18 protein-coding genes and 3 pseudogenes are annotated in these 19,732 nt (G+C 54.8%); 8 read left to right on the top strand and 13 right to left on the bottom strand.

Going from position 1 to position 19,732, the window contains the following annotated elements; genetic code table 11:
• The first annotated feature begins 39 nt into the window (after window positions 1–39).
• A pseudogene (locus C5F71_RS29815) lies at window positions 40–1,246 on the top strand (ISL3 family transposase).
• 121 nt (window positions 1,247–1,367) lie between these two features.
• Here the strand turns inward: C5F71_RS29815 and C5F71_RS28610 are convergent.
• Window positions 1,368–1,655: a cytochrome c5 family protein gene (locus tag C5F71_RS28610; RefSeq protein ID WP_029290919.1), complete on the bottom strand. Its 288-nt coding sequence runs from the start codon at window positions 1,653–1,655 to the stop codon at window positions 1,368–1,370.
• A 486-nt stretch (window positions 1,656–2,141) separates the two neighbouring features.
• On the opposite strand from C5F71_RS28610, the gene C5F71_RS28605 reads away from it, so the two are divergent.
• Entirely contained in the window at window positions 2,142–3,530 is a 1,389-nt protein-coding gene (locus tag C5F71_RS28605) for a PepSY domain-containing protein (protein WP_029290921.1), read from the top strand.
• A 464-nt stretch (window positions 3,531–3,994) separates the two neighbouring features.
• Here C5F71_RS28605 and C5F71_RS28600 read toward each other — a convergent pair whose 3' ends face one another.
• The 9 genes and pseudogenes from C5F71_RS28600 to C5F71_RS29010 form a co-directional block, all read right to left on the bottom strand.
• A complete protein-coding gene (locus tag C5F71_RS28600) occupies window positions 3,995–4,870 on the bottom strand; it encodes an AEC family transporter (RefSeq protein ID WP_050492694.1) in 876 nt (291 codons plus the stop codon).
• Between the two features lie 47 nt (window positions 4,871–4,917).
• Window positions 4,918–6,084 (bottom strand): pyridoxal phosphate-dependent aminotransferase, encoded by a 1,167-nt coding sequence (locus C5F71_RS28595; RefSeq protein WP_104912564.1) that lies wholly within the window; start codon window positions 6,082–6,084, stop codon window positions 4,918–4,920.
• Between the two features lie 104 nt (window positions 6,085–6,188).
• A complete protein-coding gene (locus C5F71_RS28590; protein ID WP_029290928.1) occupies window positions 6,189–7,064 on the bottom strand; it encodes a LysR family transcriptional regulator in 876 nt (291 codons plus the stop codon).
• Window positions 7,065–7,107: 43 nt separating this feature from the next.
• A pseudogene (locus C5F71_RS29515) lies at window positions 7,108–7,256 on the bottom strand (ACP phosphodiesterase); the annotation flags it as partial.
• A gap of 22 nt (window positions 7,257–7,278) precedes the next feature.
• The gene (locus tag C5F71_RS29510) at window positions 7,279–7,524 is read right to left on the bottom strand and encodes an EamA family transporter (RefSeq protein ID WP_236321057.1); all 246 of its coding nucleotides are present in this window, start codon (window positions 7,522–7,524) and stop codon (window positions 7,279–7,281) included.
• 87 nt (window positions 7,525–7,611) lie between these two features.
• The gene (locus C5F71_RS29505; RefSeq protein WP_236321053.1) at window positions 7,612–7,968 is read right to left on the bottom strand and encodes a hypothetical protein; all 357 of its coding nucleotides are present in this window, start codon (window positions 7,966–7,968) and stop codon (window positions 7,612–7,614) included.
• A 490-nt stretch (window positions 7,969–8,458) separates the two neighbouring features.
• Window positions 8,459–9,552: pseudogene (locus C5F71_RS28575) on the bottom strand (IS630 family transposase).
• Window positions 9,553–9,911: 359 nt separating this feature from the next.
• Window positions 9,912–10,517 carry a hypothetical protein gene (locus C5F71_RS29015; protein WP_158682921.1) on the bottom strand — a complete coding sequence of 202 codons (606 nt, stop codon included), beginning with the start codon at window positions 10,515–10,517 and terminating at the stop codon, window positions 9,912–9,914.
• 86 nt (window positions 10,518–10,603) lie between these two features.
• Window positions 10,604–10,915: a hypothetical protein gene (locus tag C5F71_RS29010; protein ID WP_135196258.1), complete on the bottom strand. Its 312-nt coding sequence runs from the start codon at window positions 10,913–10,915 to the stop codon at window positions 10,604–10,606.
• A gap of 586 nt (window positions 10,916–11,501) precedes the next feature.
• Here C5F71_RS29010 and C5F71_RS28570 point away from each other — a divergent pair.
• From C5F71_RS28570 to C5F71_RS28555, 4 genes are all read left to right on the top strand, one after another.
• The gene (locus C5F71_RS28570; protein ID WP_081041709.1) at window positions 11,502–11,897 is read left to right on the top strand and encodes a DUF2946 domain-containing protein; all 396 of its coding nucleotides are present in this window, start codon (window positions 11,502–11,504) and stop codon (window positions 11,895–11,897) included.
• A 73-nt stretch (window positions 11,898–11,970) separates the two neighbouring features.
• On the top strand, window positions 11,971–14,130 hold the full coding sequence (locus tag C5F71_RS28565; RefSeq protein ID WP_029290932.1) for a TonB-dependent siderophore receptor: 2,160 nt from the start codon (window positions 11,971–11,973) through the stop codon (window positions 14,128–14,130).
• 99 nt (window positions 14,131–14,229) lie between these two features.
• Window positions 14,230–14,721: a copper chaperone PCu(A)C gene (locus tag C5F71_RS28560; protein WP_104912563.1), complete on the top strand. Its 492-nt coding sequence runs from the start codon at window positions 14,230–14,232 to the stop codon at window positions 14,719–14,721.
• A 163-nt stretch (window positions 14,722–14,884) separates the two neighbouring features.
• Window positions 14,885–15,511 carry an SCO family protein gene (locus C5F71_RS28555; RefSeq protein WP_029290936.1) on the top strand — a complete coding sequence of 209 codons (627 nt, stop codon included), beginning with the start codon at window positions 14,885–14,887 and terminating at the stop codon, window positions 15,509–15,511.
• A gap of 214 nt (window positions 15,512–15,725) precedes the next feature.
• Here C5F71_RS28555 and C5F71_RS28550 read toward each other — a convergent pair whose 3' ends face one another.
• Genes C5F71_RS28550 through C5F71_RS28540 form a run of 3 tightly spaced genes read right to left on the bottom strand, consistent with a single transcriptional unit; the run spans window position 15,726 to window position 18,308 of the window.
• On the bottom strand, window positions 15,726–16,220 hold the full coding sequence (locus tag C5F71_RS28550) for a copper chaperone PCu(A)C (RefSeq protein WP_029290938.1): 495 nt from the start codon (window positions 16,218–16,220) through the stop codon (window positions 15,726–15,728).
• Window positions 16,217–16,822 (bottom strand): SCO family protein, encoded by a 606-nt coding sequence (locus tag C5F71_RS28545; RefSeq protein ID WP_029290940.1) that lies wholly within the window; start codon window positions 16,820–16,822, stop codon window positions 16,217–16,219. The genes C5F71_RS28550 and C5F71_RS28545 overlap by 4 nt, the downstream gene beginning before the upstream one ends.
• A gap of 13 nt (window positions 16,823–16,835) precedes the next feature.
• Complete coding sequence (locus C5F71_RS28540; protein ID WP_081041710.1) at window positions 16,836–18,308, bottom strand: di-heme oxidoredictase family protein; 1,473 nt, start codon at window positions 18,306–18,308, stop codon at window positions 16,836–16,838.
• A gap of 252 nt (window positions 18,309–18,560) precedes the next feature.
• On the opposite strand from C5F71_RS28540, the gene C5F71_RS28535 reads away from it, so the two are divergent.
• Entirely contained in the window at window positions 18,561–18,944 is a 384-nt protein-coding gene (locus C5F71_RS28535) for a DUF2946 domain-containing protein (protein ID WP_029290944.1), read from the top strand.
• Between the two features lie 209 nt (window positions 18,945–19,153).
• Window positions 19,154–19,531 (top strand): DUF2946 family protein, encoded by a 378-nt coding sequence (locus tag C5F71_RS28530; RefSeq protein WP_223271409.1) that lies wholly within the window; start codon window positions 19,154–19,156, stop codon window positions 19,529–19,531.
• The last annotated feature ends 201 nt before the right edge of the window (window positions 19,532–19,732 follow it).

Below are 19,732 nucleotides of genomic sequence, written 5' to 3'. Positions count from 1 at the left end.
GTTCGTGCGAGCAAACACATCTAAAAAACCGGCGTTCTTATGCACGATATTAATACGTTCCTTCCTTTTTGGGAGGGCTTTTCTGTTGTCACGATCAGGCCTGATGGCGACGCGATTCAGATCGACCTGATTCCCCACGTCACCCGTTCCCTTCCTGTAGCGGCGGCCAAAAACGCTGTTCAACCACGCCTGAGTATTGCGAGCGAACTGTCCGGGATTTACCAATTCTCGGGCGGACGCTGCGCCTCAGCGTGTTGCTCAGGCGTGTTGGCTGTCGTGACTGCGGTAAACGTATGGAGGCCGTCAGTTGGCTGGACCGCTATGCCCGCATGACGCGGCGTTTGGCCGAGGCGGTCATTCAAGCCTGCGAGCGCCTTCCCACACTGCACGTGGCTCAACTGTTTCGGCTGCACTGGGGCACCGTTCGGTTGCTGGAGCGTCGAGCCTTGCAAGCGGCGTTGAGCGTTTTGCCAAAGGTGCGACCGCGACGTCTGGTGATGGACGAATTCGCCCTGTTCAAAGGTCATCGTTACGCCAGCGTGGTCCTGGATGCGGATACACGACGCGTGCTGTGGGGCGGTGAAGGCCGCAGCCGAGCAGTGGTCAGGCCTTTCTTCGAGCAACTGGGGCCAGAGAGTTGCGCTCGAATAGAAGCGGTGGCGATGGACATGAACACCGCTTTTGACTTGGAGGTTCGTCAGCAATGCCCTAACGCGCGAGTGGCCTACGATCTGTTCCATGTGGTGGCCAAAAATATGGCCGAGAGGTGATTGATCGGGTCCGCGTCGACGAGGCTAACCGGTTGCGTCACGACAAGCCTGCCCGCAAGGTCATCAAGGAGGCGCGATGGCTGTTACTGCGCAATCCGCAGAACTGGAAAACGCCGGAACAACAGGTCCGACTGGAGGATCTGCTGGCGGCTAACCAAGCGTTGATGACGGTCTACTTGATGAAATCTGAACTCAAAACACTCTGGACGCCGAGTACTGCATGGGGTTGGCGATCGGCCTTGAAGCAATGGCTGCGCCATGCGCACGAAAGCGAAATACCAGCTCTGATCCAGTTCGCCAAATGGCTAAAGGGTTACTGGCGGGGAGTGGTGAGCCGGGTTCGTTGGCCGATGCACACCGTTCAGTTGGAAGGAAGAAACAATCGAATAAAGGTCATCAAGCAGATGGCGTACGGTTACCGGGATAGCGAATTCTTTTTCATGAAGATTAAGAGCGTCTTTCCCGGTAATCCGTGAGGAACCTGATATTAGGGGGGGCCACATCGCGACTACTTTTTGCAGCGCTCGCGCAGGCTTGAGCGGATGTACTGCTTGGCCAGCAAACTGGGCAGTTCAGAGGCGGCTTCAAGCGCCACACTTACTTCGACATCCAGTCGATCACTGCCTTGTAATCCTCAGCAGTGCAGTTCATGCACAGGCCACGCGCCGGCATGGCGTTGAACCCTTCGGTCACATGCTTGACCAGTACATCATTGCCTTGCTCCAGGCGCGGTTTCCAGGCCACCTTATCGCCTTTTTTCGGCGCCATAGGCAGTTGGCCGCTGTGACACATCGTGCAGGAGCGATTGAAGACCGCCTCAGGATCCTGTGCAGCATGGGCAGTAGAAAATGCGAATACCAAGGCCGCAGCCAATATTTTTTTCACGGTTGACCTCAACGAGTATTTTTATAATAAGAAAGCTCGCACTCGAAGTGGCGCATGCCCTCCGTGGCGTATGAAACGTGCTGCCGCTTGCTCTCACGGCAGCCGCGATCCAAGTCTATTGAGAGGCTTTGAACAGTCAAAGTGCGACGTTCTGCCGCAGTGTGTGGCTGGGGCTTGAATACCATCGAGTTTGGGCGGCGATGCTTTTATATGTGGCGGATTGTCGCAGCCTCGCCCGTCATCGGCTGCGTGCTAAATTTGAGGATGACGCGATGATTTCTCTTGGCAGGGTTAGAGTCGTGTTATCAAACGCCTGTGCCCTGAAATGGGATAGGCGTTTTTTTGTGGTGCGCCAGGCATGGCGCATCGCGCCTTGACGGGGGTGTTGGCGCTCGCCTCTGCGAGTAGTTCCACAACCCAGAATTCTGAAGTGCTTGCGCGATTCATTGATCGCGCTGTGCAAGCATGTCTACGTGGTGAGTCCTGATGTCCAAACCAACGGGAAACCCAGCGCCAGGTGCGCTGCATGCTTTAATCAGAAGACTGCATTTTTATATTGGTTTTTTAGTCGGTCCGTTTTTGCTGGTGGCAGCGGTCAGCGGCGTGCTGTATGCACTCACACCGCAAATCGAAAGCCGCCTTTACGACCATGCTCTTCATACCGATTCTCAAGGGCCGTCCTTGAGCCTCGCGCAAATAGTCCAGTCAGCTCAGGTAGTGGTGGGGCCTTCCGCGGCGGTGACAGCGGTGCGCCCCGCCCCTGCTCAGGGCGATACTGCGCGCGTGTTAGTTGCGATGCCTGGGCTGGGGCCTTCCGAATACCGTGCGATATTCGTTGATCCCGTCAGTGGGCAGGTGCGTGGCGACATGAAGGTGTATGGCACCAGTGGCGTGCTGCCACTGCGGACCTGGATCGATCAGTTCCATCGTGGGCTGATGCTGGGTGATATCGGCCGCATTTATAGCGAACTGGCAGCCTCCTGGTTGTGGGTCGCCGCACTAGGCGGTTTGCTGCTGTGGTTCGCACAACACCGCAAAAAGATGCCTGCAACGAGGCCAGCGAAAAAAGGCCTGCGCCAGCTTCATGCAACGCTTGGACTTTGCCTGCTGCTGGGGCTGCTGTTCTTCTCGGCGACCGGGTTGACCTGGTCCCAGTGGGCGGGCGACAACATCGGCATACTGAGAGCCTACTGGGGTTGGTCCACTCCCAGCGTGTCTACCACGCTGGGGCAGACTCACGCGACGAACAGGCCGTCGGATGAACATGCAGGACACCACATGGCCGGCGTGACGATGCTCACATCGACCCTGGACCTCTCTCTGTTTGATACGGTGCTGGCCAAGGCGCACGCTGAGGGGATTGATGCCGCCCGAGTCGAAATACGCCCGTCCTCGGCACCGGACAAAGCCTGGACCGTCACCGAGATTGACCGCCGTTGGCCAACCCAGGTCGACGCCGTGGCGATTGACGCCGCCACCCTGGCCGTCGTCGACAAGGTTGTGTTTGCCCAGTACCCACTGGCAGCCAAGCTGACCCGCTGGGGCATCGATGCCCACATGGGCGTGTTGTTCGGGCTGGCGAATCAGTTGGTGTTGATTGTGTTCGCCACTGGGCTGGTGGTGTTGGTCGTCATGGGTTACCTGATGTGGTGGCGCCGTCGGCCTACACGAGCACTGAGCGGGGGGAGGGCTGCCACGCTGCTCAGCGCTTGGCGTACGTTGAGCCGCGGCGCGCAAGTCGCGGTAGTCAGCGTCGCGCTGTTGCTGGGTGTCGCACTGCCTGTATTGGGTTCCAGCCTGTTGGTGCTGGTCGCTTGGGATGCATGGCTGACCGTCATGCGCAGCCCGGTCGCGCTTGCTGAAGACAAGGTCTGACCGCACCGTGATCGCCTGATGGGAAACCGCCGCCGGATTGGAGCATGGCTGAGTATGTTCGCCATGTTGAGATCTATATCGGTTCGCTGAAGAAGGCAATGATCCAGATGGCTGTAGATTTCACGAGGAGTGCAGAAACACTTGCTGGTATGACGAAAGGTTGAATCTCCAAGACTTACTGCGCGTTCCATTTCAGGGGCGCGCCGTGAGCATTCATTCACGGCGAATGTTATGAGTCAGCGTCCAGTGAACACACCTTTGCTTTCTGGCATTCGAGAGTATGGTGCCGGTCTGTGTTGAGTAGGCATTACTCCGTTCAATGTTAGGGTGCCGATGCCACCATCGAATGGCTATCTCTTCACCGCGACTACTCTGACTCAAGCGTTACAAATTTACCGGATGCGTTAAATTTTTAGGTCAGTCTTCGCATCAACTCCAGCTTTCCAGGCTGAAGACCATGAACATCAGACCCAAGGAATCAAAACGATCACTGCAATGGGAAGTGCTAGTGCTGCAAGCAAAGTTTGACTAGCAATTATCCCCGCCATGAGAGGTGCGTCTCCACCTAGCTGTCTCGCCATGATGTAGGACGACGAGGCTGTAGGCAGTGCCTGGAAGAGCAATGCCGCTATAGCTGCTTTGCCGTCTAATCCAAACACATGACATGCGCACAGCGTGGTTAGTGGCATGATCATGAACTTGACCACCGATGAATATGCGACGGGCCGAATCCAGCTGCGCACAGAGCCAAACTCAAGTGCTGCCCCTACACACAGTAAGCCCAGTGGTAAGGATGCCTGCCCTAAAGCCTTAATCATCGGCTCAATGCCAGCAGGCAGGCCCAATCCTAGTGCCTGAAGCAGTATCCCTCCGAAACAGGCGAGTACCAGTGGGTTCAGTGCCAACTGCTTGGCAACATTGCCCGCAGACATCCTGCCACCTGTGCCGTAACGCGCGAACACCAGTACGCACAGAATGTTCACGGTCGGCACTATGGCCGCATTGGCTACGGCAGCCAGAGCGATGCCCTGAGCACCGAACAAGCCGGCCACCACTGAGACGCCCACGTAGTTATTAAAACGCACCCCTCCCTGGAAGACGGAAGTGAACGCTGCGTCGTTACCCTTAATGATCCCACGGGCGCCGACCATCAGCAGTGCGACCATGATCGTCGAGAGTACAAGCGCCATGATCATCCCTTGGACTGGCACGTTGTCCAATTTGGCGGTCGCCAGACCATGCAAAAACAGCGCGGGTAGGAGAACGTAGTAGCCTAGGCGCTCTGCCTGTGCCCAGAAACTGTCTTCTAGAAACCGACTGCGCTTGAGCCAGGCGCCCATGGCAATCAGCAGGACAATAGGCGCGAGGGCAATCAAAAGTTCGGCAGTCACGAGTACGCCTCGAGCGCACGAACCAACCGTTTACACCCTTCAACCAGGGTAGCTTCGTCCGTAGCAAAAGAAAGCCGAAGGTGGCCAGGCAGCCCAAAAGCACTTCCGGGAACCGTTGCGACGCCGACTTCGAGCAGATCAAGCGCGAGAGTTTGATCGTCTACACCCGTTTTGATCTGAGGAAGTAAATAAAACGCACCCTCTGGGCACGATACCTCCAGTTTATTGCTCGACCGGAGGACATGAAGTGCAGCATCTCGGCGCTGACGATAGATCGCATTGCGCTCAGCTAGAAAGTTTCGTGGCCCTTCAAGTGCTGCGACCGCAGCGAGTTGGCTCAAGGTGCTGGTCTGCGTGCAGTTTTGAGATTGTACGGTAGTGATCGCCGAAATCAGCGACCTCGAGCCGCACCCCCAACCTACACGCCAACCTGTCATGGCATAGGCTTTAGATACGCCATCGACGATGAGGATACGTTCTGCCAGGTCTGGCGCTACCGATGCCAATGTCAGATAAGGGTCTTGGGTGAATCGAATTTCCGCGTAGATATCGTCTGACAGCACCATCACATCTGGGTAATGGCGCAGAACTTCAGCCATCGCTTGCAACTCGGTCTCAGAATACAAAGAGCCGGAAGGATTACCAGGTGCATTGAGAATTACCCACTTTGGCAATTTAGCCAGGCGCAGACCTGCTGCCAAGTGCTCCGCTGTCAATCTGAATCCTTCCGAAGCGGTAGTCGGAAGAATGATCGGTTGCGCACCGCACATCTTGATCATGGCGGGATAGCTGGCCCAGTAAGGGGCGGGGAGAATAACGTCATTACCGGGCTTAAGGGTCGCTTGGAAGGCGTTAAAGATGATCTGTTTTGCGCCACACCCAACCGCGATTTGATCATCACCGAAATCTAATCCTCGGTCTTCACGTGCCCGCATACGGATAGCCTTGCGAAGCGGCTCAATACCGTTTGATGGGGAGTAGGTTAGACGGGCACCTAGCGCTAGGTGCGCTGCATCCAGCACGTGCTCAGGCGCATTGAAATCAGGTTCGCCAAGCGTTAAGTCAATAACATCCCGCCCCTCAGCGCGCATGGTGGTAGCGCGTTTGGCCATGAGTAGAATGGGTGACTGGAAAGCGCTGGTTGGAGTTTCGTTGCCGTGCATGATGCCCTTCGAAATGCGATTGGATGGGCACTACGATAAGGAATCGATACCTAAAGTAAAAACGATATAAAATTCATGTTTCGACAAGTTTTACTCATTAGTCGTTACATGGGGGCGTGCTTTTTGACAGCCTCCGCCAGGGCCGCTGCCAGCCGACCTAATGGCCTTTCTTCTTGCTCCAAAAGCACAACACAACGCGTTTTTTGCGGTGATCCGAATGGCTGGACTTCCAGGTGTTTGAGTTGTTCGAGGTTCTGGCTGGAAAGTGGAACCACTGACACCCCCAGACCACTGGCAACCATCTGGATGATCGCATCCTGACTGTCTAACTCCATACTGGTTTGCACGCGAAGGCGCAGCCGACGAAGCTCCCGGTCAATGGTACGCCCGGCCCAAGCCCTGCGGTCAAAGCGGATAAACGGTAGTTGCTGAAGTAGCTGTCTAAAATCTAAACCTGCGCATGAGCCCGGAGCAATGATCCAAAAGCCTTCTTCGTAGAGTGTTGTACTAACCAAACCGTAAGGGTGCGGTTTCACAGGTTCTGTGGTGAGTGCGACATCCAACTCACCAGCCTCTACGCGCGTGGCCAATTCGGCAGACATGCCTGAGGCTACGTTTATGCGTAGATGTGGGTGCTCGGCAGCTAGCGCGGCCAGGGCCAAAGGCAACGCACTGGCCAGTGCAGTCTGGATGGCACCAATTTTCAGTCGACCCCGCAGCTCGTGATCACCTCCAATGTCCGAAGCAATGCTGTCGTAAAGTGCAACGATCTCGCGCGCCCGCTCCACCGCTAAGTGGCCTGCGTCGGTTAATACGGGCGATCGACGCGAGCGGTCAAACAACGAAGCGTTGAACTCCTCTTCAAGTGACTTTATGTGCAGGCTCACTGCTGATTGTGTGAGATGAACTGTGTCTGCGGCTCGCGCAAATGAACCGTGCTGAGCGATAGCAATTAAGGTACGAAGCGCGCGTAATGACATAGTGATCTCTCATGTGTTGCGGCCGGCAAGCACACCTCAGCGGCAGGAGCTCGTTGGTAAGCTTATTGGAGCGTTCCAAGCATGGCTGTTCGTTTTGCTACATTGTCCAGCAGGTATCATCCAGCCACCCAGCAAGTTTGCGTCCATGTGAGGTATGGGATTGAGGGCCACGTCACGAATGATGATCTGATCTGCTAGCAGTCATTCTCCTTGATCAGCGACCTGTTGTCGCATAGCACGGCAACAAGGCCAGCGTGACACCGCCAAGTACGACGGCTGATATCATCAATAGGTACAGCGATATCGGCTCGTTCAAAATTCGTACGCCTGCCAACAACACAATGATTGGAGCGCTTAACTGAAGAGTGGCGGCTTGCTGGGAACTGATATGTCTGACGATGCGGTACCACAGCGCAGAGCCAAAACCTGATGTCAACACACCCGATGCAAGCGCGTACATCACTCCGGGAAATCTCATGTGAAGGCCACTTCCGAACACGGTTGCTGGAGCCAGTAAAGCAGAAAGGTGAGGCATCTCGCAAAATTGTCAGCGGTTTCCGCGAGTGGATTCACGGCTGATTTTCCGAACACTGAATAGGCGCCCTACGCCACGCCGGAAATCGTCATTAGCAATGCGGCTACCCAAGGGAGATGAACTGGCGCTTGGTAGCAACAACACGAACAACCCGCAGGCTGCCACCAGCATTCCGATTACCACGTTCTTCTGGAAGTGTTCACCTTGCGTCCAGGATAAAGTAAACATTGTGACTTGCACCGCGCCGAACAAAATCAGAAGCAGAAACAAGCCGCCGCTGGCTAACAGTATCGCCGTGAACGACTCGGTATCGATTTGACCCTCCATTAATTCCTGCCGACAAAAAATTGAATTTGCCGTAAATGCCATTGAACATAAGTCACTTAGAATATCCAGCATGGGCGGTTAGAACGGCCTCGCTCAGCATTTTTATTTATGATTATTGCCAAAAACCATGTAAATAGCAAAATTTTACCGTACTGGGTAGGTGATTACGCAGTAGCACTGAAAATATTGAATAAGTTCTATGCTTGTCCAAATTTGAGCTCGTTTAGAACAACGATCTTCTATGCTGATCGGGTCTATGTTCAGCGCTCCGAAGCGTGATGAGTTGTCACGACACGATTCATCAGAAGTCGTTCATAGGGAGCGTTTTTTGCGTTGAATACCCTGCGTTAGTAAGCGGACGCTCAACATTCCTTTACAAGGCTTTCACGTTATTCGGTTTCGATGGCAGCTTCTTCCCCAATGCTTCTTGGCCTGCCTAAGAGCAGCAGCCAGAGTGAACCCCAGCAGCAGGTTCGAACAGTTACTCAACAATCGGGTATTTTGGAGTGTTTGAAACGAATGGCCTGAGCGGTTAATCAATTAACTTATTTTTTATCACGCTCAGTTTTGCTTTATGCGCCGAACTGATGATGGCCTCAGCCGTTTTCTTCCATTTGAAGGGTTTGGCTGAATGCTCGTTATGAGCTTCGATAAATTGACGGATAGCTGTTGTCAAATCGGCCACGCTGGTGAAGGCGCCCCGGTACAGCGCTCGTCTTTCCACTTGTGCAAACCAGCCCTCCACGGCGTTCAGCCAGGATGCGCTGGTCGGGATGAAGTGCAATTTGAAGCGTGGATGCTTTTCCAGCCACTACTTGATGAAGGCAGTTTTATAAGTTGAGCTGTTATCCAGAAGCACATGCAAGTCCATTCCAGTTGGCGTGTTGCGATCGATCTGTTGCAGAAAGGCCAGAAACTCCTTGGCGCGAAGGCGCTGGGTAATCCGTCCGATGACTTAGCCGGTCATGATGTCGAGGGCTGCGTACAAGCTCGCTGTTCCATGACGCTTATAGTCGTACGTGCGGCGTTCGATCTGACCTAGGCGCAGCGGCAACATCGGCTGAGTACGAACCAAAGCTTGGATCTGAGTTTTCTCGTCAACCGACAGCGCCAGCGCGTTATCCGGCGGGTTCAAATAGAGCCCAGCCACGTCGACCGACCTTGTCCGCGAAATGGGGATCATTGCTGATTTTGAAGATCTTCAGACGATGGGGTTTGAGGTCGGAAGCCGCCCAAAGCTGTCGAACCTGCCACGTGCTGACCCCAGCATATTTGGCCATCAAGCGAACGCTCCAATGTGTGGCCTCTTTAGGGACGCGCTTGGTCGTCAGCCTGAGAATTTCGTTGATTTTTTCCGGCCACAAGCTTGAGTGATTGACCGCTGCGCGGCAGATTCTCCAGTCCCTCAATACCGGCTTCCAGATAGCGCTTTCGCCACTTAAATACCGTCGGCCGTGTGACCTGCACCTGGTCGATGACGGCCTTGGGTGTCATTCCATCACCCAACAGAAGTAGGATGCGAGTCTGCTCAACAAGGGCCTTTCCCAGGGTACTCATCCTCATCCAATCTTGCAGGGTAATGAGATCAGAAGGCGTTAAAGCGAAGGGAGAATCTGGCCGAGGCATATGTATAACCAATCCATGACATTCGGCGCTTAGGATATCGTCGTTTGTAGGGAAATAAATTAACCGCTCAGGACACTAGAGTTTTAGTACATGGGTATGGCGACCTTGAAGCTGGCATAGTGGACGACTATCTTTCGCTCGGCGCCATCGATCGCATCGATGCAATGTATTCAGAGCGCGGCTGTATTTAAAGCAATACTCCATCTAGGCAATTTTATTTTTGTGTAAATAATGTGGCTGCCACGCAAAGTGACTTAGGCCGCTATTGATTTTTTTACAATGCACCACATCTACTCTGTGGGTATTTTACTCAAGCGCTGGTCGAGTAATTCAAGGGCTTGTTGTTGGATTTCTCTCTGTTATCGTATTTCGGCGACGATTTCCTGCTCACGCTTATTGTTTGTCCACAAGGGTGTTAGTGAGCGTTTAATGTTGGAGTCAACCGTTCCCAAGTAATGCCCGCCTGGTGTGTAGAACTCCAGTGAAAGAAACGACTCCGGTTCTGATGCGCGGTTGTTGATAAGCCGCGTTTTTATATCCAATTTTGCGATGAGTGGCGAGTCGCTGCGTGAAGCTTGTTCAATTGATTGATAGTTATGCACTTCGCCGAAGCGTTTTTTAAGTGCCTGGGTGACGCCGTTTAAACTCAAAGCAGGATCTGAGGTCTCTACATATGCTTGGCGTATGGAGTCCATGTAAAAACGAGCGGTCCAGCTATTTTTATAATGGTTGTTGTAGGTGCTCAATTGTCTGATCGTTTCAGTTGCTGAATCAGAGATGATAAGGGCGATAGGACCGTGCGGTAATTTTGTTGGGGGCGAAGATTTATGGTCAGTTTCTTCGTAATGTTGTGTTTTTGCACAGCCTGAAATAACCAAAAACAAGATTGCCGACAACATCGGCTTCAGTAGGTTGAGTGGCTTCTTTGAGCGTTGAGCGCGCAGATAGTTGTATGAGATACACATGGCAGTACTCAAATATTGATATGGGGTGAAATGGCTGAAGGATGCATCTATTTGCAAGTCGCTGCCCGGAGGCTATTTTTTTACGGTTACGCTGAGGCAGCGCAGCTTAATGTGGCGGTATTTGAAACCTCTCCGAAAGATAGTCTGGAACACCTGGATGCTAGGAGTTTGAGAAGAACCTGCAATGACTTGGAGGAGAAATGAGCTAGCATGGAGGCCGCATCATACCAAACTAACTCTATCAGCCACTCGCCGGAGCTTGGGTTCTTTTTAAATGTGCCGCCAGCACAACGAGGAGAATTCTTTTTAATGTTATTCAAGAGCAACAGTATTTCAAGATGTAGGCTCTCATCCATTTGAGTTTCAAGCTCGATGATGCTGCGTACTAATTTTGCCATGGTGAAGTTCTCTGAGGAATTACTCGCGCAGAATGAGTGTTGAGTGTCTAACTAGATTAATGATATGACATGAGATCAACTAGGAATCTTTTGCGAGTTGTATGAAGACTTCACTCGTTGGGTGTGCATTTTTCAGGCTGTAAAATAACTATAAAATAATCTGGGTTCTTAGGAATGCCAAAACGTTGATCATTTCCGCCATTTTTGACGATTTTTATGTTTGGCCTATTCCTTGCTATGCGTAACGGTTTCGCTACTACTGATCAGTCGGCCTTCAAGGTTTTGACCTCAGAGCCTGCGACAATCTGCCTCAGTCATCGAGTTAGGCGTTGTTGCAACCTGTAATACGGGTGAATGCTTTTTGGTGTGGCAAATTGTCGCAGTGCAGATTGCCTATAGGTGAGTGCTACCTTTGTGCATGACAGGCGATTTCTCTTGGCAGGGTTAAAGCGTTGTCATCAGGCGCCAAGGCTTGAAAAAGCCTTGGCGCTTGTTCTTATGTTCGAAGTTCAGGATTTGGGCTCGGTGCGCAGACTAATACCATCTGATCTGTGCGTCTTACCTTACTGTGGTGACGTCTTGCCTTATGAAAATCGCGCGCAATGAACGCTCTCTCGTCGCATGGATTCTCTATGGATGCATCCTGTTCAGCGCGTTCACCTGCGCCATCAGTCATGGTCAGATGGCCGGGTTGCAACTCGCTGGCCTTGATGGCCCGTCTTGTTCCATGGGTGGCAACTTCAACGCGGATGATCAGCTTGATGATTCCGGCCTAGTCACGCCGATTACTGCCACAGACTCCACGTGCGTGCTGGTTAGCCTGTTCGGTGCCATTATTCTCGCCGCGTTTTTTTGTCTATGGGGCTTACTTCTTGCCGACCAGACACGGCCTCTTCCCAACGTGCAACTCTCGCGACTAAATCGGTATTGCTGGCCTGCGGCCAATCCTCGCGCATCCCCCTTGGGACTTCCCTCGCTCTGAAATTACCCGTTCAGTTTGGCTGTCATGCCAAGCAGCGTGCGGATTTATCGAATAAAAAGTCTGGAAGTTCTCTATGTTTCGCATGACTACTCTGACGCTGCTCGTCGGTAGCAGCACCCTTGCGTGGGCGCAAGATGACGCCCTGAAACTGCCTGCCGTCAACATATCCGCTGTTGCTGCCGAGTCTAAAGAGGCAACCGCTCTTAGTCTGGACAAGACCATCGACAGCGGTTCGCGCCTCAACCTGAGTGCACGTGAGAACCCCGCATCAGTTAGCGTGGCCGACCGTCAGACAATGGAGCGCATTGGGGCGCGCAACTTTCAGGACGCGGCCAATGCGCTGCCTGGGGTGAATGCCTCTGCACCTCCCGGCTGGGGAGGTTATGTCGCCTATCGTGGTTTCAACGGTGCGCAGATCGGCCAGCTATTCAACGGTATCAATCTGCAATCTGGCGGCGCGGCCCGTCCTGTCGGCGCCTGGATCTATGATCGAGTCGAGCTGCTGGGCGGGCCCTCGTCCTTTCTCAATGGCAGCGGGGCAGTGGGCGGTAGCCTGAACTTCATTACCAGGCTGGCCAGCCGCGATAAGGATAGTGTCGAGGGGCGGGTGAGCTATTCGCGATATGACACGTGGGAAACTGCCATCGGTGTCAATCAGGCCCTCAACCAGGGAGATGGGCCTCGGCACTATGCGCGCCTGGACTACAGCCGCACTCACACCAATGGCTACATCGATCGTCAGGAGAACGGAGCCGGTAATCTCGCGTTTTCACTGTTGAGCGACGTCAACGACCAGCTATCCCACACACTCGCCATTGAGTATCTGGAAGAGCAGGAAGACAGCCCGTATTGGGGGTCGCCGGTGTTGCAACCGCTGACTGGCAAGCTGCATATCGATAAACACAACCGCTTCAACAATTACAACGTTGATGATGGGCGTTACGAACAACGTACGCACTGGCTGCGCTCAATCACCAACTACCGTCTGGATGATGCTACCCAACTGCGCAACACCTACTACCACTACGATGGCCAGCGCGATTATCGAAACCTGGAGGTGTATCGCTACAACAGCGACAACACTGCCGTGTCTCGTTCTGGCGCCTACCGCCAGCGACATGACCAAGAGGTAAACGGTAATCGCCTGGAATTGACGCATACAGGCGAGTTGTTCGGTCAGGCCAGTGACTGGGCCTTCGGCTTGGAATACAGCCGCAATAAACAGTTCGTCTATCCGCTGTCTATCAATAGCCAGTTCGGGGCGGCGGTAGATCCGAATGGCTTCGATCCAGGTAACTTTCTCGACATTCCAGGCATGGATGCCCCCCGTACCAAGAGCCGTAGTACCTGGACGGACACTTCGTCGACATTTGTGGAAAACCGCACCCGGCTGACCGATCGCCTGGCGCTGGTTACTGCGTTGCGCTACGACCATATCGATTTCGAAGTGGTTGATCATACGGCTCGAAATACGCTGAATCGCCGGTGGGACGCCTTCACCGGTCGGGCCGGATTAGTCTACGACGTGAGCGATACCGCCAGCGTCTACACCCAATACAGCACGTCCGCCGAGCCACCGGGCGGAAGCCTGACCAGCGCCAGCATCGGCCAGGTCGGTAACTTTGACCTGAGCACAGGCCGACAGGTCGAGGTGGGTAGCAAACTCGACTTTCTCGAGGGGCGTGGAGCGGCCACGGCAGCGGCCTATCGGATCGTGCGCAAGAACATCTCCGTACCATCTTCCACCCTGCAGAACACCACGGAGCAGGCGGGTCAACAGACCTCCACCGGTATCGAGTTGGCGGCATCGTTCAAAGTAACGCCGCAGTTACTGGCTGCCGGCAACTTCGCCTGGGTGCGTGCCGAATACGACGAGTTCAATGAAACCGTTGGCGGGGTGGTGCATTCACGCAAGGGCAAGAACCCGGTGAACATTCCGGACCGTGTCGCCAACCTCTGGCTGACCTACGATTTGACTCCGGCGTGGCAAGTCGGGGCTGATGCGCGCTACGTCTCTTCGGTCTACGCCAACACGGCCAACACCATGTGGGTGCCGTCTTACACCGTTTACGGACTGTCCATCAAGCACGACCTTGACGCTCATACCGAGCTGAGCGCACGCCTGCGCAACCTCACCGATGAGACCTACGCGCGCTTCATTCATCAGACCAACACCCAGTATTACCTGGGTGAGCCACGCAGCCTGGAAGTGGCTGTGCAATGGCGCTACTGATGCTGTAACAACGCTGGGTGAGCGTTAACGCTACCCCACTTAGCCAACCCGGTAGGCGTCTATTTCCGATACCGCCTGCCTAACTGAATAGGTAACCCCATGTTCCTGAAAAAATTCTTGCTGGCGTTCTCGCTCCTGTCTCTGGGGCACATTGCTCATGCACACGAGTTTCAGGCAGGCGACATTACAATAGTTCATCCGTGGTCACGTGAACTCCCTGCGGTGGCACCAACAGCTGCTGCGTATTTCGTTCTCAAAAATCAGGGTAGCGAAGCTGATCGCCTGCTTTCTGCAACTACTAGTGTCGCTGGCAGAGCAGAGTTGCACGAGCATGTACATGCGGGTGGTGCGATGAAGATGCAGCAGGTAATGAGCGTAGAGATTCCTGCTGGCGGTGAGGTGAAATTCGAACCCATGGGCTATCACGTGATGCTGCTCAATTTGAAACAGCAAGCCAAAGCCGGTGAGCACTTTCCTCTTACATTGATATTCGAAAAGGCCGGCGCGCTAGAAGTCGACGTCGTCGTACAGAAGGACGCCCCTACGGAACACCAACCTGTGCATAGCCATGGCGAAGGCCACCAACACTGACACTCAGGGTGGCAGGGGGGGGCTTTTGGTGTGCCGCGCAGCCCCCTCGTTGTAACGCGCAAGAATATGTGCGTCGCGTGGAGACATGCCCTGAACGCATGTTTTATAGCATTCTCACTAGCGAGCTCGCATCGAGTTCTGATTGCAATTTCTGGAGATGGAAATGCGTCGTTTGCTGATGTTGGTGACCGCTGTATGTGCGGTGGGCGCAGGACTTTTCTATTGGGTTATGAAGGCAGAACTGTTGGATGAGTCGGCGCTGGCGAACGCCGGTATTGTGCTGCTGCCCAGCCCGCATGTGCTACCAGATGCGCGATTGGCAACGGTAGATGGCCAGGCTTTCGACTCAAAATTCTTCGCCGGAAAGTGGACATTGGTACTTTTCGGCTACACCTTTTGCCCAGACATTTGCCCAACTGCCCTCAGTGAATTGCGGCAGGTGTATCTCGCTCTGCCGCCTGATGCGCGCAAGCTCATGGGGGTAACAATGGTCAGCGTGGATCCGCACCGAGATACACCCGAGCGTACCCAGCAGTACGTGAGTTTTTTCGACCCAAGCTTCACTGGCATGACCGGCAATCTTGCAGCGGTGCAGCAAGCCTCCAACGACATTGGTCTGCCATTTGTGCCAGGGGACATTGATCAGCCTGACTACACAGTCGTACACACCGGAAACCTTGCGCTGATAGATCCAACAGGCAGGCAGGTCGGTTTTGTCAGAGGGCCGCTCAGGGTGAAGGAGCTGATTCGGATTCTGCCTGGGCTTTTCGCTCAGAGCGTTTCGGAGTGATGCCTAATGTAAGTGTCAGGTGTGGGAGTGATTTAAAAGGGCGCGCGGAGAGGGCGCCTACTCCGCCATTGGACCCGGAGCAGAACTGACCGCCCATGCCGTTGAGGCTGGGTCGGTCATCTGCCAATACTGCAAATGGACTGAACAGGATGCAGGCGTAGAGCACCCAGGCGCTCAGCGAGCGGTGAGTGTGGACTACTTCAATAGCAACTCGTCAATGCATCTTGCTATGTTCCGGGGCGCCCAAGGCTCGGGCCGGGGCCTCGACCTGGATCGACTGCTTTTCACCCTTGGCGTCTTCGACGGTCAGGGTCAGCGGTACCTTGTCGCCTTCCTTAACCTGAGCCACCAAATCGATCAGCATCACATGGTAACCGTGAGGGCTCAGGCTGACCGCTTTGCCTGCCGGCAGATCCACCGACTCCACTTGTTGCATACTCATCACATCGTTTTTCATGCTCGACTCATGAATTTGTACGATCTTGGCCACTGGCGAGGTCGCGCTGATCAGCTTGCTGTCGCTAGTGGCGGTGAGCGTCATGAACGCCCCGGTCGCTTGCTGACCGGCTACCGTTGCCCGAACCCAAGGCTCGCTGATATTGACCTGGGGTTGCGCCGCGGCCTGTCCTGCTAGCGTCAGCAGGGACACGCTCAAGAACAGCTGTTTCAGGCGTTGGTTGTTGGTTTTTTTTGCAGGATTAGGGTTCATGAACGAACCTCCATGACAGTGAGTAAATCTTCCGCACATTCCTGTGCGGTCAGTGAAGCGGACAAACTCAAGCGCAGTCTGCCCAGGGAGTCATAGACATAACTGGTGGCGGTATGAGACAGGGTGTAGGTGTCTCCACTTGGGATTTTTTCATAAAACACGCCGAACTCTTTAGCCGTGGCCGCAGTTTGCTCCAAGGTCCCATAGAGCGCCTGGAAGCTGGGGTCGAAGGCTTTGACGTATGCATCCAAGACCTTGGGCGTATCCCGTTCGGGATCCAGGGTGATGAAGATCACTTGCAGCCGGTCACCGTCACGGCCCATCAGCTTCTTGATTTGTACCGCCCTGGCCAAGGCGGTAGGGCAGACCGCCGGGCACTGGGTGAAGCCGAAGAATATCATCGGCACCACGCCTCTATAGCTGGTGAGCATCCGTGTTTCACCTTGTGGATCCTTGAGCTTGAAAGAGCGGCCCATGATCGTGTTGCTCAGATCCTTTGCGTATTTGAAGGACGGCTTGTTGCTGTCACATCCCGTCAACAGGCCCAGGCCAAGCACGCTCAGGCTGCCAAGTACTGCGCGCCGTGAAAATACCGATTTCATAGGGGGATCCTTTCTACAAAGAGTTCAAGAAACTGATCAGTGCTTCGCGTTGCGCCTGGTCAAACTGCAGTACAGCGTTACGCGAGCCTCTTGCTTCCCCGCCGTGCCAGATGATGGCTTCCATCAGATTTCGCGCGCGCCCGTCATGCAGGAACAAGGTATGCCCGCTGACTTGTTGCGTCAGACCGATGCCCCATAAAGGCGGCGTACGCCACTCATTGCCGTCAGCCAGATATTCGCCACGTCCGTCGCCCAACTCATCGCCCATGTCGTGCAATAACAGGTCGGTGTAAGGGTAGATTTTCTGTTGGCTCAACTCGGGTTCTGCCGCCTCTGCAGTGACATAGGAGGGCACGTGGCAGGTCGCGCATCCGGCTTGGTGAAACAGGGCTTTGCCCCTCAGGGTTTGCGGCGTATCCACGTCTCGGCGCATCGGCACCGCCAGGTTACGTGTATAGAACAGGATGCTGGCCAAGATGCTGTCGCTGACCTCAGGGGTGCCACCGTTCAGGGCTTGCTGGCAGGCGACCTGATTCTTCGTGCAGTCGTCTTGGTTCAAAACACGGCTGGTCAGCCCCATGTCGCCGGCAAAGGCATGGGCATTCTGCTGGTTGAGATTGGGTTGGCCGGCCTTCCAGCCAAAGCGCCCGATGACGGTTTTACCCTGGACGTCATCCCACACCAGGTTGGCCTTGCCGCTGACGCGTCGTGAGCTTTCGGCTTGCTGCACTGCATTGGCGCGGATGTCGTTGTCGCTAATGGCCTCCAGCAAGCCCAGACCGATCATCGGTGGGGCGATGCGGGCTGAGAATTGGGTCTCTGGATGCATCGGGCCATAGCCGAGCGAGTCGATGTGCATGTGTGGTTTACGCAGGCTAATCGGGCTGCGGTCGGAAAAAACCATGGGGATCTCGGTGTATTCGACCCGCACGCTACCTTCAGGCAAGTAGCCTGCTATCGCGGCATCCTGCAGTTGCCCCCCGTAGGTGGGCTCTGGCACCACGCCACCACGCTGTAACTGGTAGGAGTCCGTGGCGCTGGGCTTGATCGAGAGCCGGACCAACATCGATACCGCGGGGCCGTTGGCACCGGTCGGTGGGTGGCCGCGTCCATCCTTGATGTGGCAGCTCTGACAGGTGTCGGTATTGAACAGCGGGCCCAGGCCGTCACGTGCGTGCTGTTGCGTGGTCGCAACCTTCCAGGGATTGCGGAAAAAGCCGTTACCGACAAAAAAATCCATTCGCCTAAGGGGCGACAGGTTGGCAGAGGGCATGGAAAACCCATTACTGTCTGTTTTGGCAACACTGGTCGAACCGCCAGAGAGCTTTTCACCAGGCTCCGGGGTGGCGAACTCCTCTGACGGCTGGCAGCCGCTTAGGGCGATCCACAATGCACACGCCAGCAGGCCACCGCTGGAGGCACGCCAGGGTTTTTGAGTGGTTGGCGAGGCTGTTGGGAAAGTATGCCAAAGGTGCCTTTTGAGCATTGCTTAAGACCGGGCCGCAGGAGGGGCCGTAAGTCTAACGACGCTATTTATTCTTAATAACCTGCGACATTCTGGCACACCTGTGATGTGCCGCTCGCGAGCGTTGGCTCTGTTGTCGGGGTGTGGCAGGTTGTCGCAGTATGAGTTCCCCTGATAGGGCGCCGCCCCCTGATGGCCGATGCTTTGTGTCGCAGTTTACGCGACCCTAATCGCGCTTCAATCCACGTGCTGTTCGGTGTTAGAGTCGCCGCCATGAAACTGACCCGCTCAGACCGCTCGCTCATTGCATGGACGTTATATTTTTGCGTCCTGTTCAATGTGTTCGCCTGCGGGTTGGCTCATGGGCAGATGATGGGCCTGGAGCTCAATGGTGTAGGCGGGCAGTTCTGCTCGTCCCTAGGCAGCCCTGCACCGGCATCGAAAACGGATCTCACCGATCTGTCCGTCAGTGGTTGGTCAGGTAGTTTTTCCTGTCCGATCTGCTCGGCCGTGACCTTAAGCATTGCCTTGCTGTTTTGTCTTGGCTGGTTACTGCGCATTGGCCAAGTACGCCGGCCTGACCGCGAACAACGCTGCAAAGCCCCCCCTCGTTATTCCTGGCCCTCTGCCAACCCTCGTGCATCCCCTCTGATCTGACCTATGTAAACGGTTAGCTGTAATTAACTAAACACCGCTGGTTTGCTGCCGCCCCTTTTTTGCTCTTGCTATGCAGGTGTGAGCGGGCAGGCGCTATTCAATAGTGATTATTCAGAGCGTTGCCGTATGCCTTTCTTGTGTTGCCTGCTGACAGTGCGCCTTGGCGCAATGTGTTATCTGAGCGGGCTGGCCTGATGCGCTGGGGTGGAATGAGTCGCGCCAGCCATCAGAACGCCTGGGTCGCAGCGTTCTTGGCGATTGTACTCAAACTCATGGCGCTGCCGATGGCCAGCGCCTTTGGCACTCTGAGCCTGGAGCAGTTGCTGACGGGCAGCTTTTGCTCGTCGGGTGGCGTGCAGCAAGTCTCGCTCACGCTGGAAAAAAAAGAGCCATCGCTCTCCGCCAAGGCGGATCAAGCCCATTGCTGTTGCTCCCAGTCCGTCGGGGCAGTACCGATTCCGGCGCAAGCGCTCGCGGTGCCAGAATTTATCGCCGCGCTCCTGTTGCGGCCGACCGAACCCTTGCGCTGGCTATCGCCCCGAAGCCGCTGGCCATCGATCAACCCTAGAGCCTCTCCAGCACCTTAAGTATGACCGCGTTTATCTAAGCCCTCTCTTGCCCGTGGTAACGCAGGCATCGTCGATGCGTTGCGAGGGCTCCACGGTTAAAGGTGACATTGGAGAAGCACAAAAATGGCTCATGTATGTGAAAGTCTGAATCGCCTGTTACTGCCAGGTTTTGCAGCGCCTGATGACTTAAAACGCAATTCGACACGAACAGCGAAACCG

It is taken from the genome of Pseudomonas sp. LG1D9, from assembly GCF_002949995.1.
In the GTDB taxonomy this organism is placed as follows: Bacteria; Pseudomonadota; Gammaproteobacteria; order Pseudomonadales; family Pseudomonadaceae; genus Aquipseudomonas; species Aquipseudomonas proteolytica.
Note: the sequence above shows the minus strand (reverse complement) of the source record. Positions and strands in the feature narration are given on the sequence as shown.

Bases quoted from the DNA above. Each gene is read 5' to 3' on its own strand.
- C5F71_RS28595 (WP_104912564.1), bottom strand. From the start codon at position 6,084: ATGCACGGCAACGAAACTCCAACCAGCGCTTTCCAGTCACCCATTCTA.
- C5F71_RS28560 (WP_104912563.1), top strand. From the start codon at position 14,230: ATGTTCCTGAAAAAATTCTTGCTGGCGTTCTCGCTCCTGTCTCTGGGG.
- C5F71_RS28545 (WP_029290940.1), bottom strand. From the start codon at position 16,822: ATGAAATCGGTATTTTCACGGCGCGCAGTACTTGGCAGCCTGAGCGTG.
- C5F71_RS28565 (WP_029290932.1), top strand. From the start codon at position 11,971: ATGTTTCGCATGACTACTCTGACGCTGCTCGTCGGTAGCAGCACCCTT.
- C5F71_RS28535 (WP_029290944.1), top strand. From the start codon at position 18,561: ATGAAACTGACCCGCTCAGACCGCTCGCTCATTGCATGGACGTTATAT.
- C5F71_RS29010 (WP_135196258.1), bottom strand. From the start codon at position 10,915: ATGGCAAAATTAGTACGCAGCATCATCGAGCTTGAAACTCAAATGGAT.
- C5F71_RS29505 (WP_236321053.1), bottom strand. From the start codon at position 7,968: ATGGCATTTACGGCAAATTCAATTTTTTGTCGGCAGGAATTAATGGAG.
- C5F71_RS28555 (WP_029290936.1), top strand. From the start codon at position 14,885: ATGCGTCGTTTGCTGATGTTGGTGACCGCTGTATGTGCGGTGGGCGCA.
- C5F71_RS29510 (WP_236321057.1), bottom strand. From the start codon at position 7,524: ATGTACGCGCTTGCATCGGGTGTGTTGACATCAGGTTTTGGCTCTGCG.
- C5F71_RS28550 (WP_029290938.1), bottom strand. From the start codon at position 16,220: ATGAACCCTAATCCTGCAAAAAAAACCAACAACCAACGCCTGAAACAG.
- C5F71_RS28605 (WP_029290921.1), top strand. From the start codon at position 2,142: ATGTCCAAACCAACGGGAAACCCAGCGCCAGGTGCGCTGCATGCTTTA.
- C5F71_RS29015 (WP_158682921.1), bottom strand. From the start codon at position 10,517: ATGTGTATCTCATACAACTATCTGCGCGCTCAACGCTCAAAGAAGCCA.
- C5F71_RS28600 (WP_050492694.1), bottom strand. From the start codon at position 4,870: ATGGGCGCCTGGCTCAAGCGCAGTCGGTTTCTAGAAGACAGTTTCTGG.
- C5F71_RS28590 (WP_029290928.1), bottom strand. From the start codon at position 7,064: ATGTCATTACGCGCGCTTCGTACCTTAATTGCTATCGCTCAGCACGGT.
- C5F71_RS28530 (WP_223271409.1), top strand. From the start codon at position 19,154: ATGAGTCGCGCCAGCCATCAGAACGCCTGGGTCGCAGCGTTCTTGGCG.
- C5F71_RS28570 (WP_081041709.1), top strand. From the start codon at position 11,502: ATGAAAATCGCGCGCAATGAACGCTCTCTCGTCGCATGGATTCTCTAT.
- C5F71_RS28540 (WP_081041710.1), bottom strand. From the start codon at position 18,308: ATGCTCAAAAGGCACCTTTGGCATACTTTCCCAACAGCCTCGCCAACC.